Annotated in this window: 15 protein-coding genes; 8 read left to right on the top strand and 7 right to left on the bottom strand. The window is 65.0% G+C overall.

Annotation, left to right across the window (positions count from 1 at the left end; translation table 11 throughout):
• Positions 1 to 262: 262 nt before the first annotated feature.
• Genes CG471_RS00540 through CG471_RS00570 form a run of 7 tightly spaced genes read right to left on the bottom strand, consistent with a single transcriptional unit; the run spans position 263 to position 9,087 of the window.
• Positions 263 to 1,726, bottom strand: a complete 1,464-nt coding sequence (locus tag CG471_RS00540; protein ID WP_099229836.1) for a GH1 family beta-glucosidase — start codon at positions 1,724 to 1,726, stop codon at positions 263 to 265.
• A 13-nt stretch (positions 1,727 to 1,739) separates the two neighbouring features.
• Positions 1,740 to 4,076 (bottom strand): glycoside hydrolase family 31 protein, encoded by a 2,337-nt coding sequence (locus tag CG471_RS00545; RefSeq protein ID WP_099229838.1) that lies wholly within the window; start codon positions 4,074 to 4,076, stop codon positions 1,740 to 1,742.
• 23 nt (positions 4,077 to 4,099) lie between these two features.
• Positions 4,100 to 5,725 (bottom strand): alpha-L-fucosidase, encoded by a 1,626-nt coding sequence (locus CG471_RS00550; RefSeq protein WP_099229840.1) that lies wholly within the window; start codon positions 5,723 to 5,725, stop codon positions 4,100 to 4,102.
• Positions 5,725 to 6,531, bottom strand: a complete 807-nt coding sequence (locus tag CG471_RS00555; protein WP_099229842.1) for an SGNH/GDSL hydrolase family protein — start codon at positions 6,529 to 6,531, stop codon at positions 5,725 to 5,727. The genes CG471_RS00550 and CG471_RS00555 overlap by 1 nt, the downstream gene beginning before the upstream one ends.
• Positions 6,532 to 6,539: 8 nt before the next feature.
• A complete protein-coding gene (locus tag CG471_RS00560; RefSeq protein WP_099229844.1) occupies positions 6,540 to 7,334 on the bottom strand; it encodes a GDSL-type esterase/lipase family protein in 795 nt (264 codons plus the stop codon).
• Positions 7,331 to 8,299 (bottom strand): alpha/beta hydrolase, encoded by a 969-nt coding sequence (locus tag CG471_RS00565; RefSeq protein WP_099229846.1) that lies wholly within the window; start codon positions 8,297 to 8,299, stop codon positions 7,331 to 7,333. Before CG471_RS00565 ends, CG471_RS00560 begins: the two co-directional genes overlap by 4 nt.
• Positions 8,296 to 9,087: an IclR family transcriptional regulator gene (locus tag CG471_RS00570; RefSeq protein WP_099229848.1), complete on the bottom strand. Its 792-nt coding sequence runs from the start codon at positions 9,085 to 9,087 to the stop codon at positions 8,296 to 8,298. Before CG471_RS00570 ends, CG471_RS00565 begins: the two co-directional genes overlap by 4 nt.
• Before the next feature lie 254 nt (positions 9,088 to 9,341).
• Between CG471_RS00570 and CG471_RS00575 the strand changes: the two genes are divergently transcribed.
• From CG471_RS00575 to CG471_RS00610, 8 genes are all read left to right on the top strand, one after another.
• Positions 9,342 to 12,113 (top strand): TonB-dependent receptor, encoded by a 2,772-nt coding sequence (locus CG471_RS00575; RefSeq protein ID WP_099229850.1) that lies wholly within the window; start codon positions 9,342 to 9,344, stop codon positions 12,111 to 12,113.
• 152 nt (positions 12,114 to 12,265) lie between these two features.
• The gene (fucP, locus tag CG471_RS00580; RefSeq protein WP_257211363.1) at positions 12,266 to 13,447 is read left to right on the top strand and encodes an L-fucose:H+ symporter permease; all 1,182 of its coding nucleotides are present in this window, start codon (positions 12,266 to 12,268) and stop codon (positions 13,445 to 13,447) included.
• A complete protein-coding gene (locus CG471_RS00585) occupies positions 13,444 to 14,268 on the top strand; it encodes an amidohydrolase (protein ID WP_099229854.1) in 825 nt (274 codons plus the stop codon). The genes fucP and CG471_RS00585 overlap by 4 nt, the downstream gene beginning before the upstream one ends.
• Positions 14,265 to 15,248, top strand: coding sequence for an aldo/keto reductase (locus CG471_RS00590; protein ID WP_099229856.1), 984 nt, complete (start codon positions 14,265 to 14,267; stop codon positions 15,246 to 15,248). Before CG471_RS00585 ends, CG471_RS00590 begins: the two co-directional genes overlap by 4 nt.
• Complete coding sequence (locus tag CG471_RS00595; protein WP_037520171.1) at positions 15,241 to 15,549, top strand: UxaA family hydrolase; 309 nt, start codon at positions 15,241 to 15,243, stop codon at positions 15,547 to 15,549. The genes CG471_RS00590 and CG471_RS00595 overlap by 8 nt, the downstream gene beginning before the upstream one ends.
• A complete protein-coding gene (locus CG471_RS00600; protein ID WP_099229858.1) occupies positions 15,546 to 16,748 on the top strand; it encodes a UxaA family hydrolase in 1,203 nt (400 codons plus the stop codon). Before CG471_RS00595 ends, CG471_RS00600 begins: the two co-directional genes overlap by 4 nt.
• Positions 16,721 to 17,488, top strand: coding sequence for an SDR family oxidoreductase (locus CG471_RS00605; RefSeq protein WP_099229860.1), 768 nt, complete (start codon positions 16,721 to 16,723; stop codon positions 17,486 to 17,488). The genes CG471_RS00600 and CG471_RS00605 overlap by 28 nt, the downstream gene beginning before the upstream one ends.
• Positions 17,488 to 17,832 (top strand): L-rhamnose mutarotase, encoded by a 345-nt coding sequence (locus tag CG471_RS00610; RefSeq protein WP_099229862.1) that lies wholly within the window; start codon positions 17,488 to 17,490, stop codon positions 17,830 to 17,832. Before CG471_RS00605 ends, CG471_RS00610 begins: the two co-directional genes overlap by 1 nt.
• The last annotated feature ends 7 nt before the right edge of the window (positions 17,833 to 17,839 follow it).

Genomic DNA, 17,839 nt, shown 5'->3' on the forward strand with positions numbered 1-17,839 from the left:
GCGCGAGTCAGCGGCCTGCAATGCGAGGGGATAATGCCCATGCGACGCCATATGTCGATATGGCGTGGAATTTTAGGGGCGATCGCCATTCAGATGATGACGTGACGAAAATGGTGGTTTTCCGTGACCCGGAGCGCAGCGTACTTAAAGTACGTGAGCACCGGAAGCACGGAGAACCGCCATTTGCAGGCCGTCAGGGCTGAATGGCGATTGGCCCTAGGTCGCCGCCGCCATCCGCAAGGGGATGGCGGCGGCGCTCGGGTCACACCAGCTTGTTGGTGCGCACCAGTTCGCGATACCAGTCGGCGCTGAGCTTGGGCGTGCGCTTCTGGGTCTTGAAGTCGACATGGTGGATGCCGAACAGCTTGGTATAGCCATCCTCCCACTCGAAATTGTCCATCAGGCTCCAGACGAAATAGCCCTTCACCGGCAGCCCCTCGCGGGTCGCGCGCTGCAGGTGGGTGAGGTAATTGCGCAGATACATGACGCGGTCGGTGTCATAGACTTTTCCGTCCGCCGCGACCGTATCGTCGGCCGAGCAGCCATTTTCCGAGATATAGAGGCCCTTGGGCTTCCAGTTCTCGGCTATGGCGCGCATCCCCCAATAGATGACCTCCGGCGTGACATAGAGCCAGGGGGAGGGCATGCGCGGCGCCTGGCCCGGATGGGGCAGGATCTTGTAGCCCGACGGCGCGGTCTCGTCTGCGCGGACGGTATTGCCGGTATAGACATTGACCGACAGGAAATCGAGCGGCGCGCCGATCAGCTTCATGTCGCCTTCCTTGACCACGGGCGCATCCTTGCCCTGCGCGGTCAGGTAGCTGTCGATATAGCGGCCTTCCATGATCGCGGTCAGGAACATGGCGTTCTCCTCGCGCACGGCCTTCTTCACCGCCTCGATATGCTCGGGCGTCTCGATCGCGGGGACATAGATGTTGGGATTGTCGGCAATGCCGACCTGCGTGCCCGACTTGGTCGCCGCGCGGATCGCCTGCACGCCCAGGCCATGGGCCAGCACGCCATGGTGGCGCACCTGGTTCACTTCCTTCATCGGCAGCTTCAGGCCCGGCGCTTTGCCACCGGTCATGTAGCTCAAATCGGTGAAGCAGCGCAGTTCGTTGACCGTCATGAAGTGATTGACGCGGTCGCCCAGCTTGCCGGCGGTGTAGCCGGCATAATCGGCAAAGGCGTAGCTGGTGTCGCGATTCTGCCAGCCGCCCGGCAGGGCATGGGGCAGATCCCAGTGGAACATGGTGACATGCGGGGTGATGCCCGCCGCCAGCAGCCCGTCGATCAGACGGTTATAATAGTCCAGCCCCTTGGCATTGGGCTTGCCCCGGCCATTGGGGAAGATGCGCGACCAGGCGATCGAGAAGCGATAGGCCTTGACGCCCAGCGCCTTGAGCAGAGCGATATCGTCCTGATAGCGGTTATAACTGTCGCAGGCGATGTCGCCGGTGTCGCCATTGGCGACCTTGCCGGGCGTGTGGGAAAACACGTCCCAGTTGGTCTGGCCGCGGCCATCGGCGTTCACGGCGCCCTCGATCTGATAGGATGCGGTGGCGCAGCCCCACAGGAAGTCGGCGGGGAAGGCGAGGCTGCCCTGCGGCGCGCCGGCGGCCGCCGCTGCGGCCTGCGCGTTCGCACCGGTGCTGCCGGCCAGGCCCGCGCCCAGCGCGGCGGCGCCCAGGCCCAGGCCCAGTTCGCGGCGATTGATACCCGTCATCTTCTTTGTCTCCTTATTGACCGACGATCTGCACCAGGCCGCTGATGGCCTGGCCGGTGGGCAGCTTCGTCTTGCTCGTCAGCGTCTTTGCCTTGTCGTCCCAGACCAGTTCGGCCTTCATGCCGCCCTTGCGATAATCATTGGTCTTGCCGTCATCGTCATAAAGGGTGAAGCGCGCGTCGGCACCCGGATAAACCCGGATGCTCTCCAGGGCCTGCTTCTCGGCCGTGCTCTTCACCTGCACGCCCATCGGCACGATCGAACCGGCCTTCACGAACAGCGGCATGCGGTTGATCGGGGCATCCACCTCGATCGTCTGGCCGCCCTCATATTTCTGGTTGGTCCAATAATCATACCAGGCGGTGCCGGCGGGCAGATAGACCGACCGCCTGGTCTGACCCTGCTTGGTCACCGGGGCGACCAGGAAGGCGGGGCCGAACATATATTGGTCGCCGATGTCCGACACCTTGGGATCGTTCGGGAAGTCCATGAACAGGCCACGCATGAACGGCGCGCCGGTGTCATAGGTGTGGCGGCCCAGCGCATAGATATAGGGGATCAGCGTGTAGCGCAGGCGCAGCCAGTCGGCCAGGATCGGCTCGGCCGCCTTGCCATAGGTCCACAATTCCGTGTCCGGGCGCTGGCCATGGATGCGCAGCGTCGGCGTGAACACGCTATACTGGAACCAGCGCACGAACAGCTCGGGATAATCGGTATAGTCCGCACCCGCCGCCGTCATGCCGGCCGGATCGAGCAGCACCGGATGCTGCGCCTTCGGACCGCTCGGCCACTGCCAGCCGCCAATGTCGCTGCCCCAATAGGCCAGGCCGGACGCGGTGAAGTTGAGGCCGGCGGGCACCTGCCGGTCGAGCGCTTCCCAGGTCGACTTGATGTCCGACGACCAGAACAGGCCGCCATTGCGCTGCGAGCCGAGATAGGCGGCGCGCGCCAGGATCATGTTGCGGAAATTGGGGCGGTCGCGCTCGGAGCCTTCGGCCACGCCCGACGTATGCACCAGCGGGAACAGGTTATGATAGCGGTCGCCCGAACCGATCGAATAGAAATAGCCGTCCGGCACCAGATCCGGCTCGGTCTCGTCCAGCCAGAACCAGTCGAAGCCCTGGCTCGCAATATTGTCGCGCAGCTTGCCCCAGAACCATTCCCGGGCTTGCGGATTGGTGCTGTCGATCAGCGCGCCGGCCCGGTCGGACCGCATCGGCAGGCCGTCGACCGGATTGCCGTCCTTGTCCTTCAGGAACCAGCCCTTGGACTTGAGATACTCGAAATAGCGGCCTTCGCGCTCGAACCGCGGCCACACGCTGATGATCGACCGCATGCCCATGGCATTGAGCTGGTCGTTCATCCCCTTGGGATCGGGATAATAGGTGCGGTCGATGTCGAGCTGGCCCATGCGGGTCCAGTAGAACCAGTCGAGCACCATGATATCGAGCGGCAGGTTGCGCTGGCGATAGCCATTGGCGACGTCGAGCAGCTCCTTCTGGCTTTCGTAGCGCGCCTTGCTCTGGATCAGGCCGAAACCGGCCTTGGGCGGCAGCGGCGTCGCGCCGGTCAGCTTGGCATAGCCGGCATAAAGCTCGTCGGTGGTCTTGCCGGTGATGACGAAGAAGGACACGCGTTCGCCGACCTGGCTCTGGAAACGGGTCGAGCTGTGCAGGCCCGGCCACACCAAAGTGCGCGCCGGATTGTCCCAGACGATGCCATAGCCCTTGTTGGTGACCAGGAAGGGGACGCAGACGGTCTCGCCGGCCGGCGCGTCATAGCTGTGCGAACAGTCGATCTGCTTGCCGCGCAGATCCATATAGCCTTCCTGGTTCTGGCCCAGGCCGTAATAATGCTCGTCCAGCGGCGCGTCGAAGCTGGCGCCGACCTTGAAGGTCTTCTCGCCATTGACGGTCACGGGCGCCATTTCCCAGCCGGTCATCTTGGTGAGGACGGTGCCGCTGGCATCCTTCACCGACAGGCTGACCGGCGGCAGGGCCGGCGCGAAATAGCGTTGCATCTGCGTCGGCGCGCCGGGCCAGGGCTGGGCATCGATGGTCAGCGAGATCGCCGAAGATGTGAAGATATCGCCGGTCGCGTCGCTGCTATGGGTCCAGCCGCTGGCATCGGCCTTGGCATTGGGGCCTTCGCCCGGTGCCGCCTGCGCCAGGTCCGGGTCCATTGCGATGGTGACGCGCACGATATTGGGGGCATAGGGTTCGATCGCGACCCGGCTGCCATTGCGATCCAGCAGCGCCATCGGCGCGGCCAGTGCCGGTGCGGCGATGGCGATGCAGGATGCACCCAATGCGATCCCGGCCAGTCTTGCCTTGAAGCCCTTTGCGATCATCCCAGTCATTCCCTGTACTTGCATTAAACCAGACCCCGGCCGTCGATGCGGACGGCGGGGACGAAATCGATGCCGTGCGGCATGGTGAAGTGGAGGCCCGCGCCATCCTGACGGAAGGCAAGCTGGCCGCCGCCGAGCAGCGTCACCCGCTCGATTGTGCCAGTCCCTTGGCCGCGCGCCAGTGAGCGGATGGTCGTAGATCCGGCCGGCTTGCCCAGGAACAGCGCATAGAGCGCGCCCTTGTTGGTGGTGAAGCGGATGTCCTGCGCGGTGAAGGGCTTGGCCTTCTCCTCATTCTGCATGCCCACGATCGCCTGGGTCGGCCCTTCGCCATAGCGCTTCCACGGCCGCGAACCGAAGATCGCCTCGCCGCCATGCACCATCCATCCGGCCATCGCGTCCAGTATCTTCTCCGCCTCGCTGTCGATGGAGCCATCGCCGGGCTGCGGAATGGACAGCATCAGATTGCCGTTCTTCGACACGACATCGGCCAGCCGCTGGATCACCTGCTCGGCGCTCTTGTAGCTTTTGTCGGTCAGGCGGGCGATATTGTAGAACCAGTCGCCGATGCAGGTATCGGTCTGCCAGGGCTCGTCCCAGATATGGTCGGTATAGCCGCGCTCGACATCCTGGACGATGCCGAACCGGGCATAGGGTTTCAGCTGCTTGCCGGTCATGACCACGTCGATCTTGCCGTGCCATTCGATCGAGCGGTTATAATAGTCCGCCGCCGCTTCCAGCCCTACCGGGCCGAAGGGCAGTTCATGATCGTCCATATAGACCATGTCGGGCTTGTATTTCGCGACCAGGTCGGTCTGGCGCAGCAGCCAGCGGGTGACATAGGCCGGGTCGTCCTTCGGCCCGGTCTCGATCCACTGGCCGTTATGGACGTCGTGCCACTTGTCCATCGCCTCGATCGTGTCGATGCCGTCGGGCAGCACGGCATGGCCGCCGGTATAGAGTTCGCGCGGGTCGAGACCGTCCCACCATTGGCCCTTGCCGTCTTCCTTGCGCAGCCGGTACGCGTCGTAACGCACGCCCTTTTGCGGGCCGACCGGATCATAGCCATAGGCCGGCTGATACCAGTGCCAGGCATGGGCGGCATGGTTCGACACGCCGAATTTCAGGCCGGCCTTGCGCGCCGCCTTTTCCCAGATGCCGACAATATCCTTCTTCGGCCCGACGCGCAGGCTGTTCCAGGCATGGTAGCGGCTGTCATAGCAATCGAGATTGTCGTGATGGCAGGCCAGCGCCATGAAATATTTCGCGCCGGCCTTCTGATATTTGGCCATCAGCGCATCGGGATCCCATTTGTCGGCGGTCCACAGATTCTGGATGTCCTTCATCCCCGCGACCGACGGATGGCCGTAGGTCTTGAGGTGGTGCTCGTACATCGGGTGGCCCTGCATATACATGAAGCGGCCATACCAGTCGCCCTGCGCCGGCACCGATTGCGGGCCCCAGTGCGACCACATGCCCAGCTTCGCGTCGCGGAACCAGTCGGGATAGCGGTAATTGTCGACCAGCGAGGGCCAGCTTGCCTGCACCGGGCCTTTGGCGGTGCCCATAGGGCTGGCCGCGCGGGCGGCATTGGCCAGGCCCAGCGCAGCCGCGCCCGCCAGGAAGGATCGGCGTCCGAAATCCTGCATCACTTTTCCCCCAAAGTCTTGGCGATCGCGGCCTCGGCCAGCGGGCGCATGATGGCATAGCCTTCCCTGGTCGGATGGACGCCGTCGCTCGACAGGCCCGGCTTCATCGCGCCATCGGGCTGCGCCATCGCCTTGTGATAGTCGACGAAGGTGAAGCCATTGGCGCGGGCATAGTCGGCCAGCCATTTATTGATCGCGGCGACCTGCGGCGCGGGCGTCATGCCGGGGCTCCAGGGGAAGGCGGCGGCAGGCGGCACGGAGGCGATGATGACCTTGATACCGTGCGCGCGGGCGAGGTCGGCCATGGTCTGGATATTGCCCAGCACCGTTTCCATCGTCGCCGCGCCGGTATTGCCGGCGATATCGTTGGTCATCGCCATGATGTGGACCGCCTGCGGCTTCAGTGCGATCACGTCATTGCGGAACCGCACCAGCATCTGCTGCGTCGTCTGGCCGCTGATGCCGCGATCGACCAGCCCGTTCTGGAACATGGTCGGGTCCAGGTTGATCCAGTTGTCGGTGATGGAATCGCCCATGAAGACGACGCGGACCTTTTGGCCCTCGATCGCCTTGTTGGCGGCGGCATAGCGGCAGAGCTGCCCGAAATCGCGGGTCAGCATGTGCAGGTTCCACAGCTTCCAGCCGGCCTCGTCGCTGGGCTTTTCATGGGTGGGGCAGGGATCGGCGACGATGCCGACCGGATCGTTCGCATGCGGATCGCCCGGCACCTTGGTTTCGGCGAGGGCCGGCACGGCCAGCGCCATTGCGCAGGCGGCGGCGAGAAGGGGGGCGGTGAAACGCAGCATCGTCGTCCTCATTTCCTTGTTCCTAGCGCCTGCGCGATCGCCCTGGCGGCGATCGGCGTCATCACGGCATAGCCATTGTCCAGCGGATGCACGCCGTCCTGCGTATAGATGGCGGCCATCAGGCCATTCTGATCCACCATCGCGGCATGATAATCGGCAAAGACATGGCCGTGCTGCGCGCAATAGGCACGCAGCCACTGGTTGAGCGCGACCAGTTCGGCCGGCTCGCGCTCCGCCACCACATCCTTCGCCGCATCCGTGTAGTTGTTGACCGGCAGGATCGATCCGAACACGACCCTGATATGATGGGCGGTGGCGATGTCGGCCATCGCTTCCCAATTGGCCTCGATCTGCTCGGGCCTTTCCTGTTGCAGGAAGCCCTGGACGTCATTGATGCCGGACAGGATCACCACGACCTTCGGCTTCAGCGCCACGACATCCTGATGGAAGCGCAGCAGCATCTGCGCCGTCACCTGGCTGCCGATGCCGCGATTGACATAGGGCTTGCCGGGGAAGCTTGCCGCCAGGTTCCAGCGATCGGTGATGGAATCGCCCAGGAACACGACGCGCTGCTCGCCAGGTTTCGGCGCGGGCAGCGCGGCATTGGCCGGGGCGTAAAGATAGCGTTCGCCAAAATCCTGCATCAGGCTGGGCACCAGTTTCGCGCGGAACGGGCCGAGCCATGGCCCCCAATCCTTTTCCGCGACGGTGCGGCGTTCGGGCGAGCTTTGATAGGAGTCCGGTGCCGCGGACGCAGCGCTGGCGACAAGCGCGAGCAGGCCTATCGACAGCGCTGTCTTCATTGCGCCAGCAATCCCTGCTTGGTGGCGAATGTCATGAACAGGCCGGGCCAGGCTGACGCCTGCATCGTCCTGGGCAGGCGCGTGCCGAAACCATGGCCGCCATCCTCGAAGATATGGAGCGCGACCGGGCGCCTGGCGGCCTCCATCGCCTGGAACAGGGCGATGCTGTTGGCCGGCGGCACCAGCCCGTCGTCGCTGGCATGGACCAGGAAGATGGGCGACGTGTCGGCGTCCACCCGCATCTCCACCGATCGCGCCCGGCGCATACCGGCGCTGGCGCCTTCACCCAGCAGCATGTCGCGCGACCCGCCATGGGTGAAGGGCGCGTCCAGGCTGACCACCGGATAGATGAGGCCGGCGACATCGGGCCGCGCGCTTTCGCGATCGGCGGCATCGACCGGGGCATAGACGCGCTCGCCATGGCGCGTCGCCAGCGATCCCGCCAGATGGCCGCCGGCCGAAAAGCCGAGCACGCCGACGCGGCTCTTGTCGACAGCGAAATTGACAGCCCGCGCGCGGATCAGTCGCATCGCGCGCTGGGCATCCTGCAACGGCACATCCTGCCGCTGCGCCCAGCCTTCGCCGGGCAGGCGATAGAGCAGGATGAAGGCGGTGATGCCCTGTTCGTTGAGCCAGGCGGCCTGGCTCGTGCCCTCATTGTCATAGGACAGGAAGCCATAGCCGCCGCCGGGCACCACCAGCATCGCCGCGCCATTGGGGCGGGCAGGGCGGCGCACGACCAGCACCGGGCGGGCGATCCCCGTCACCCAGCGATCCGGCTTGGCCGGGTCTTTCGACTGGTCGTCGATCTTGCGGACGATCCGCGCGCGCGTGTCGCCGGGCGGCGTGCCGGGCCATAGTTCGATCACCTCGTCGGCCGTCGTCGTCTGCGCGGCGGCAAGGCCGGGCAGGGCGGCAAGGCCGGCGGCGGCGATCAGCGCGCTGCGGCGATCCAGCAGGGTCATTGCTCTTCCTCCATGGCGGTGGCGCGGGACGGCGCATCCTTGATCGGCGACATGGCCGCGCCGATCGCCTGCGCGGCGGCGCGCACCAGATCATTGCACTGCTCGATGCTCGCCCGGTTGGCGGCGCCGTCGACAAAGGGCATGGTCAGCGATGCGCGGGCGATCCCGCCGACCAAGATCGGCGCCGACAGGTCGGTGATGCCGGTCAGCATCGGGCTGGGCGACACCGCGCCGCCCGCCGCGACGGCGGCGTCCAGTCGCGCGACCAAGTCCAGTTCCTCGATCATATGGTCGGCGGCCCGGATGTCCTTCAGCATCGCTTCGCGATTTTCGGGCGACTGGAAGGCGAGCAGGATGCGGCCGGAATTGGAACGGTGCAGCGGCCGGCGATAGCCCACGCGCACGGCAAAGCCGGACAGGCCCGGCGCCTCGATCGCGATGATGACGACCATTTCCGCGCCCGACACCACCGCCATGTGACAGCTTTGCCCGGCCTGGCGCGCCAGTTCCTGCATCACCGGCAGGGCGGTCGAGGCAAGGTCGCGAATCGGCGGCTGGCTCATGCCCAGGGTGAACAGCCGGTTGGTCAGGCGATAGCCATCCTCGGCGCGGGCGATATAGCCATGTTCCTCCAGCACCTGGAGCATGCGGAAAATCTCGCTGACCGACCGGCCAAGCGCGGCAGAGATGTCGGACATGATCAGCGGCTCGCTGGAACCGGCCAGAAGCTCCAGAATTTCCAGCCCTTTCTTCAGGGCCGGCGCTTGGTAGCGCGCCTTGCCTTCCATCCCGATCCCCTCACCAATCGGGCGCTATCTCGCCTTTGGTAGCGCCATCATCTGTTGGTCCTTCCCTACACACCATCTACAGGTGAAATCAATTTTTATATTTCACAAATTGGAAACGGAGAGTAATAGGGCGCCGCGTTGGTATCGCTCCCAATAGGGAAATATCACGGCAGGGGAATATGTTTTTGCCGCGGCATCGCGGCGCCGAATCGATCAGTGCTCCGACCAGGGGCCAGGGGAGAGGAAGGGACCAAATGTTCAAGAATTTTAACGTGCCGTCGCGTGCGGAATTGCTCGCCGGTATCTCGCTCGCCAGCGTCATGCTGGGATGCAGCGTGCAGGCGTACGCCCAGGATGTGGCTGCGGACCAGTCGAGCGATGCTCCTGCGTCCGAAGATGGCATCGTTGTCACCGGTGTCCGCGCCAGCCTTTCCAGCGCCCAGTCGATCAAGCGCAACAGCGACGTGATCGTCGACTCGATCGTCGCCGAAGACATTGGCAAGCTGCCCGACCGGAACGTCGCCGAAGCGCTGCAGCGCATCACCGGCATCCAGATTCAGCGCAGCTACGGCGAAGGCTCCTCTGTCGCCATTCGCGGCCTCAGCCAGGTTCGCACCGAAATCAACGGTCGCGACGTCTTCACTGCCAATGGCGGCCGCAATCTGAGCCTGGAGGATGTGCCCTCCGAACTGCTCGCTGGCGTCGACGTGTACAAGAACCCGTCGGCCGACCTGATCGAGGGCGGCATTGGCGGCCTCATCAACCTGCGCACCCGCAAGCCGTTCGACTTTGACGGGTTCAAGGCATCGGCCAGCGTGTCGAACAATTATTATGACCTGTATGGCAAGTCGCAGCCGCAGGCGAACCTGCTGTTGTCGGATCGCTGGAACACGGGCATCGGTGAAATCGGCGTCATGGTCGACGTCGGCTATCAGAAGACCGCCTTCCGTCAGGACCAGGTTTCGAGCCAGCCCTTCTATCTGCTCGATCCCAGCGATGCAGCGGATGCCGCCGTTCTCAGCGGTCTTGGCCGCACTGGCCAGACGACCTATCTCGCGCATGGCGTGGGCATCGGTCAGTATCTGGGCGATCGTCGCCGTCTGGGCATTGATGCCGCCGTCCAGTGGCGCCCCAGCGATACGCTGGAACTGACCGCCGAATATGTCCGGTCGGATTACAAGTTCCGTTACGGTGACTACAGCTTCTTCGCCTATACCGGCGACAATGACATCATCCCCGATTATTCGGCGCCCTTCACCTATGACGAAGACGGCAATTTCCGCAGCGGTACCTTCGTCAATGTGCCGATCAATTCGAACACCAGCCTGGAAACGCGCCATTCGGTGACGAGCGACTATTCGTTCAACGCCAAGTGGAAGCCGACCGATCACCTGTCTGTCACCGGCGATTTCCAGTATATCAAGGGTGTTACCGACGGTCAGCGCTCGATCGTGATCCTCTCCTCCACGGCCGAGCGTCTGTATCAGGAAGTCGGCAACGGTGTGCCGACGATGATCATCACGCCTGACAATGATGCTTCGAACGGCAATGGTCTGGTTGGCGATCCTGCCAATTATGCATCGGGTGCGGGCTATCTCGATCATATCGAACATTCGGTCGGCACCGAATATGCAGGTCGACTGGACGCGGAATATAAGTTCGACGACAGCTTCCTGCGGTCGATCAAGGTTGGCGCGCGCTATACCGATCGTTCGGCCGTCACTGACAGCAGCACCTATGCCTATTATGGTCTGAGCGCGCTGCCGGCGAGCCTGCTGGAAGTTCACAGTTTCAGCGATCTGTATCGCGGCAAGGCGAATGTGCCCGCCGGTGCGGTCTTCTTCGATCGCAACACGGTGCTGGATTATGATGCGACCCGTGCGGCGCTGGCGCCCTATACCGCCAATTCCGCTGCCCTGCTGCAAGGCGTGGGCTATCAGCCCAGCGATCGCAACACGCAGAGCGAAAAGACCTATACCGCCTATGCGCTGGCCAAGTTCGGGTCCGACGGCTTCGTCGTGCCGTTCGAAGGTAATATCGGCGTCCGCGTGGTGAAGACCAAGGTCGGCACCTCGGGCTTCCAGGGCTATTCGGAAGAGATCACCGACGATAACGGCCTGCCGGCCAACGGTCCGATCAACTATCAGGCGATCAACGTCAATTCGAGCTATACCAAGGCGCTGCCCAGCCTGAACCTGAACTTCCACCTGACCGACCGGCTGCAACTGCGTCTGGCGGCATCCGAAGCACTCAGCCGTCCGGACTTCACCCAGCTCAATCCGAACATCATCATCTATGAGCTGAACCCGACCGGTGCGCAGCGTACCTCTTCGTCGGGCAACCCCTATCTGAAGCCGCTGACGGCCAAGCAGCTTGATGCCAGCCTGGAATATTATTTCTCGCGCACCGGGTCGGTCTATGCGGCGGCCTTCTACAAGAAGGTTGACGGCTTCATCGCCAATGTGACCACGCCGGAAACCTACACCTTCGGCGATAACAGCTACACCTATCAGGTGTCGCGCCCGGTCAATGGCGACAATGGCAAGATCAAGGGCTTCGAAGTTGGCGGCAACACCTTCTTCGACTTCCTGCCGGGTCTGTGGTCGGGCTTCGGCGTGCAGGCCAACTTCACCTATGTCGACAGCAAGGCACCCAGCCCCGGCGCGACGGACAATGAAGGCAACCAGCTGTTCGTGCCGCTGGAGCAACTGTCCAAGTACAGCTACAACCTGATCGGTTTCTACGACAAGGGGCCGTTGTCGGCGCGCGTTGCCTATAACTGGCGCAGCAAATATGTCGTGACCACCAGCGGCAATGGTAGCGGCAACCTGCCGATCTTCAACGCGGCCCGTGGGCAGGTTGATGCGTCGCTGACCTACACCGTCAACGATCATTTCGGCCTGACCATCGACGGCGTGAACCTGACCAATACGGAAAACCGGACCTATTATGGTATTTCCAGCCGTCCCCAGTCGTCGGTAGTCAACGATCGCCGTGTCAGCATCACGGCGCGTTTGACCTACTGATCCGCATGGGAGGCGTATAACCTCCCCCGACTGCGCAGGCCCGATCCCAACAGGGACGGGCCTGCCATGTTCGCCAATAGAGAGGATGGGTGATGCAGGCAGATGCCAGGGTAGACAGACAGGAAGATAGCGGCGCCACAAAGATGGCGGTCATGCTGACGATCGGCCTCTTCTTCCTCTGGGGCCTTGCCAATAATCTCAACGACGTGCTGATCGCCCATTTCCGGCACGCCTTCGCCCTTTCGGACTTCGCTTCGGGCCTGGTCCAGTCGGCCTTTTATCTGGGCTATTTCTGCTTCGCCATTCCCGCCGCGCTGACGGCGCAGCGCTTCGGCTACAAGGCGACGGTGATCCTCGGCCTGCTGCTGTTCGCGCTCGGCGCCTTGCTGTTCCTGCCGGCCTCCGCCGCGGTCAGCTATCCCTTCTTCCTGTTCGCCCTGTTCGTGATCGCCAGTGGCCTGGCTTTCCTCGAAACCGCCGCCAACCCGATGGTTGCGGTGCTGGGTGATGCCGCCGGCGCCGCCCGTCGCCTCAATCTCGCCCAGGCATTCAATCCGCTCGGCTCGATCACCGGCGTGGCGCTCGGCGCAACGCTGATCCTGTCCGATGCCCCGGCACAGGGCGCCGCTGCCGCCTCGGCCGTGCGCCTGCCCTATCTGCTGATCGCGCTGGTCGTGCTGGCCTGGGCGGCCTTGCTCGCGCGCACACCCTTCCCGAAGGCGGCGGTGGAGGGCCATGCCGGCGCCGCCTCGCCGCTGGCCGGCTATCGCCAGTTGCTGCGTCGTCCGCGCTATCTGGCCGGGGTTGCTGCCCAATTCTTCTATGTCGGCGCCCAGGTCGGCATCTGGAGCTATCTCATCCGCTATGCGCAGGCGGCGCTGCCGGGCATCACCGCCCAGCATGCCGCCTGGCTGCTGACCCTGTCGCTCGGCCTGTTCATGGCCGGCCGCTTTGCCGGCGCGGCGCTGCTCTCCCGCTTCGATGGTGCGCGGCTGATGCGGCTGTTCGCGCTCGTCAATCTCGGCCTCGCACTGGTCGGCTCGATCTGGCTCGGCCTGCCCGGCGTCGTCGCGCTGGTGGCCGCCAGCTTCTTCATGTCGATCATGTATCCGACCATCTTCGTCCTCTCGCTCGACGGCCTCGGCCCGCTGACCAAGCCGGGCGCGTCGATGATCGTCATGGCCATCATCGGCGGCGCGGTGCTGACCGCGCTCATGGGCCTGATTTCCGACATGGCCGGCACGATCAACGCCGCAATGGTGGTGCCCGCACTCTGCTTCCTGGTGGTCGCGGCCTATGCCCATCGCATGCGTGGCAAGGGCGGGGTGGCATGATCGACGCTCATGTCCATCTCTGGCAGCTCGGCCGCAACGATTGCAGCTGGCCCGGCGAAGACCTGCCGGCGATCCATCGCGACTATGGGCTGGATGATCTGCTCGCGCAGCTCGATGCCAACAAGGTCGACGCCGCGATCCTGGTGCAGAGCCAGGAATCAGAGGCCGACACCCATTGGCTGCTGTCACTCGCCGCCGAAACCGATCGCATCGCTGGTATCGTCGGCTGGGTCGACCTCACTGGCGATGTCGCCGCTCGCGTCGCCGCGATGCAGGTTGCCGGCCCACTGGTCGGCATCCGACCGATGATGCAGGGCCGCGCACCCGATTGTTTCGACGATCCGGCGCTGGCGCCCGGCTTCGCGGCACTGGCCCGCCACGGGCTGGTGCTCGACGCACTGGTGCGGCCGCGACATCTCGCCTCGCTCGCCCGGCTGGCCCGGCGACAGCCCGACCTCAGCATCATCATCGACCATGCCGCCAAGCCGTTGGTGGGCGATACTATCCCGGCCGACTGGCGCGCCGCCATGGCCGATCTCGCCGCCTGCCCCAATGTCGCCTGCAAGCTGTCGGGCCTGCTTACCGAATTGGCGCCGGGGGCAGGGGAGGGCGCGGCTGCTCCCTTCATCGCCGAACTGCTCGCCCTGTTCGGCCCGGAACGCCTGCTCTGGGGCAGCGACTGGCCGGTGCTGACGCTCGCGTCCGACTATGCCGCCTGGCTCGACCTCGCCCGCGCATCGCTACCGGTCGCGGCGCATCGCGCCATCTTCGCCGACAATGCCGCGCGTCTCTATCGCGTCACGCAGGGAGCCGCCGCATGATCGATTTCCCGACCCTGGGCATGGGCACCGCGCCCATCGGCAATCTCTATCGCGTCGTCAGCGATGCGCAGGCGCGCGCCACCCTCGATGCCGCCTTTGCCGCCGGTATCGCCTATTTCGACACCGCCCCCCATTATGGCTTTGGCCTTGCCGAACGGCGGCTGGGGGCGGCGCTTGCCGAGCATGACCCGCAGGGCAGGGCGCGGGTCTCGACCAAGGTCGGCCGTCTGCTGCGGCCCACCGATGCGCAGGGCGAACGCCATGGCTTCGTCGACGCCGACCCGTTCGAGCCGCATTTCGATTATGGCCATGACGCAGTGCTGCGCTCCTTCGAGAGCAGCCAGAAGCGCCTGCGCCGCGACCGGATCGACCTGCTGCTCGCCCATGATATCGGCCGCCTGACCCATGGCGACGCGCATGATGATCATCTCGCCGCCTTCCTCGACGGCGGCTATCGGGCGATGCGCGACCTGCGGGACGCCGGCGCGATCGGGGCGATCGGCATCGGCGTGAACGAAGTCGCGATCTGCCACGAATTGCTCGATCGGGTGGAGCTGGACGCGATCCTGATCGCCGGCCGCTACACCTTGCTCGATCGCGGCGCGGAGGAACTGCTCGACCGCTGCGCCAGCGCCGATGTGCGGGTCATCGTCGGCGGCCCCTATAATAGCGGCATCCTCGCCCGCGATCTCAGCGGCCCGCTCCATTTCGACTATGCCGCCCCGGACGCGGCGATCCTCGCCCGCGCCCAGGCCATGGCGGCGCTCTGCCGCGACGCCGGCGTCGCGCTGCCCGCCGCCGCGCTGCAATTTCCGCTGCGCCACCCGCAGGTCATGGCCGTGATCCCCGGCCTGGTCGGCGCGGATCAGGTCCATGACACGATCGCCCGCCTGGGCGCCTCCATCCCCGACACGCTCTGGCCGGCGCTCGACGCCGCCGCCCGTGCCCATCCTCTTGCCAAGGCCCACAGCCATGCTTGAACATGACAGCCGCCTCATCCTGCTGCACCCCGACGACAATGTGCTGATCTGCGTCAGCGCGATCGAGGCGGGCGATATCCTGCCCGTCGCCGGCGGCACCATCCCCGCGCGCGAGGGCATCGCGATCGGCCACAAGATCGCCCGTGTGGCGCTGGCGCAGGGGGACAAGGTCATCAAATATGGCGCGCCGATCGGCTCGATGACTGCGCCGGTCGCGGCTGGCCAATGGGTCCATATGCACAATATGAAGAGCGATTATATCAGCAGCCACACCCGCACCGCGCTGGAGCAGGGCGCATGATCCAGGGCTGGCTCCGTTCCGACGGGCGCAAGGGCATCCGCAATGTCGTCGCCGTCGCCTATCTGGTCGAATGCGCGCACCATGTCGCGCGCCGCATCGTCGACAAGGCCGATGACCCCGATGTCCAGCTGATCGGCTTCCCCGGCTGCTATCCCAATGCCTATGCCGCCAAGGTGATGGAGGCGATCGCCACCCATCCCAATGTCGGCGGCCTCGTCATCGTCTCGCTCGGCTGCGAAAGCTTCAACCGCGAGAAACTGCGCGCCGTCGTGGAGGCGAGCGGCCGTCCGGCCGAACTGCTGGTGATCCAGGAAAAGGGCGGCACCGCCGCCACCATCGCCGCCGGGCTGGAAGCGGTCGAACGGGTGCGGGCGCAGATCGCATCGGTCGAGCGCGTGCCGATGGGCGTCGAGGAACTGGTCGTCGCCACCATCTGCGGCGGGTCGGACGGCACCAGCGGCATCACCGCCAATCCGGCGGTCGGCCGCGCCTTCGACCGGCTGGTAGCGGAAGGGGCGGCCTGCATCTTCGAGGAGACGGGCGAACTGGTCGGCTGCGAGAAGATCATGGCCGACCGCGCCGCCACGCCCGAACTCGCCGCCGCGATCGAGGCCTGCGTGCAGAAGGCGGAGGCCTATTATACCGTCATGGGCTTTGGCAGCTTCGCGCCGGGCAATGCCGAAGGCGGCCTCACCACCCAGGAGGAAAAATCCATGGGCGCCTACAGCAAGTCGGGCAGCTCGCGGATCGACGGCATATTGAAGCCGGGCGATATCCCGCCAATGGGCGGCCTCTATCTGCTCGACGTCGTGCCCGATGGCGAGCCGCGCTTCGGCTTCCCCAATATCTCCGACAATGCCGAGATCGTCGAACTGATCGCCTGCGGCGCGCATGTCACCCTGTTCACCACCGGGCGCGGATCGGTGGTCGGATCGGCGATCTCGCCGGTCATCAAGATCTGCGCCAATCCCGAAACCGGCCGCCGCCTGGCCGCCGACATGGATGTCAATGCCGGCCGCATCCTGGAGGGGGAAGCGACCCTCGATCAGGTCGGCCAGGAAATCTATGACGCGATCCTCGCCGTCGCGGCGGGCGAACGCAGCCTTTCCGAACAACTGGGCCATCAGGAGTTTATTTTGACCTACAAGGCTTTCGATCCCATCGGTCCCGAATGTCTGCCGATGGTGGCGCGCGCATGAGCGCCCCGCAGAACGGCCGCCTCGCCGGCAAGACCGCACTCATCACCGCCGCCGCCCGCGGCATCGGCCGCGCCTCGGTCGAGCGTTTCGTGGCGGAGGGCGCGCGTGTCTTCGCCACCGACCGCGATCTCGATGCGCTTGACGGGCTGGAGGGCTGCGAACGCCTTGCCCTCGACGTCACTGACGGTGCCGCCGTGCGCGCGCTCGCCGCAGACATCGCCCCGATCGACATCCTCGCCAACATTGCCGGCGTCGTCCATGCCGGCAATATCCTCGAATGCAGCCAGTCCGACTGGGACTTCGCCGTCGCGCTCAACATGACCGCCCAATATCACACCATCTCGGCCTTCCTGCCGGGCATGGTGGAAAAGGGCGCGGGTGCGATCGTCAACATGTCCTCGATCGCCAGCTCGGTGAAGGGCATCCCCAACCGCTTCGCCTATGGCGCGACCAAGGCGGGCGTGATCGGCCTGACCAAGGCGGTCGCCGCCGATTTCGTCGGGCAGGGCATCCGCTGCAACTGCATCTGCCCCGGCACCGTCGACACGCCTTCGCTGCAACAGCGTCTGCACGACACCGGCGACTATGAAGCCGCCCAGGCCGCCTTCGTCGCGCGCCAGCCGATGGGACGCCTCGGCAAGGCGGAGGAGATTGCCGGCCTGGTCCTCTATCTCGCCAGCGACGATGCCGCCTTCACCACCGGCGCGGTCCATGTGATCGACGGCGGCTGGGTGATGTGATGCGTCATGTATTGCTGATCGACCTCGCCGACGATGCGGCCGCCATCGCCCAATATGAGGCATGGCATGCGTCCGGCGCGCTGCCGCCGGCCATCGGCGCCAGCATCCGCGCTGCCGATATCCGGGCGATGGACATCTATCGCAGCGGCAACCGGCTGGTCATGCTGATGGAGACCGGCCCGGATTTCGACCCGGCGGCCAAGGCGGCGGCCGACGCCGCCGATCCGGCGGTGCAGGCCTGGGAAGCGCAGATGGACGGCGTCCAGCGGCCGTTGCCCTGGTCCGTCCCCGGCGCCAAATGGACCGCCGCCACCCGCATATTTTCCCTAGACGAACAGCCCTGAGAGACCC

The sequence above is a fragment of the Sphingobium sp. IP1 genome (assembly GCF_002708645.1).
In the GTDB taxonomy this organism is placed as follows: Bacteria; Pseudomonadota; Alphaproteobacteria; order Sphingomonadales; family Sphingomonadaceae; genus Sphingobium; species Sphingobium yanoikuyae.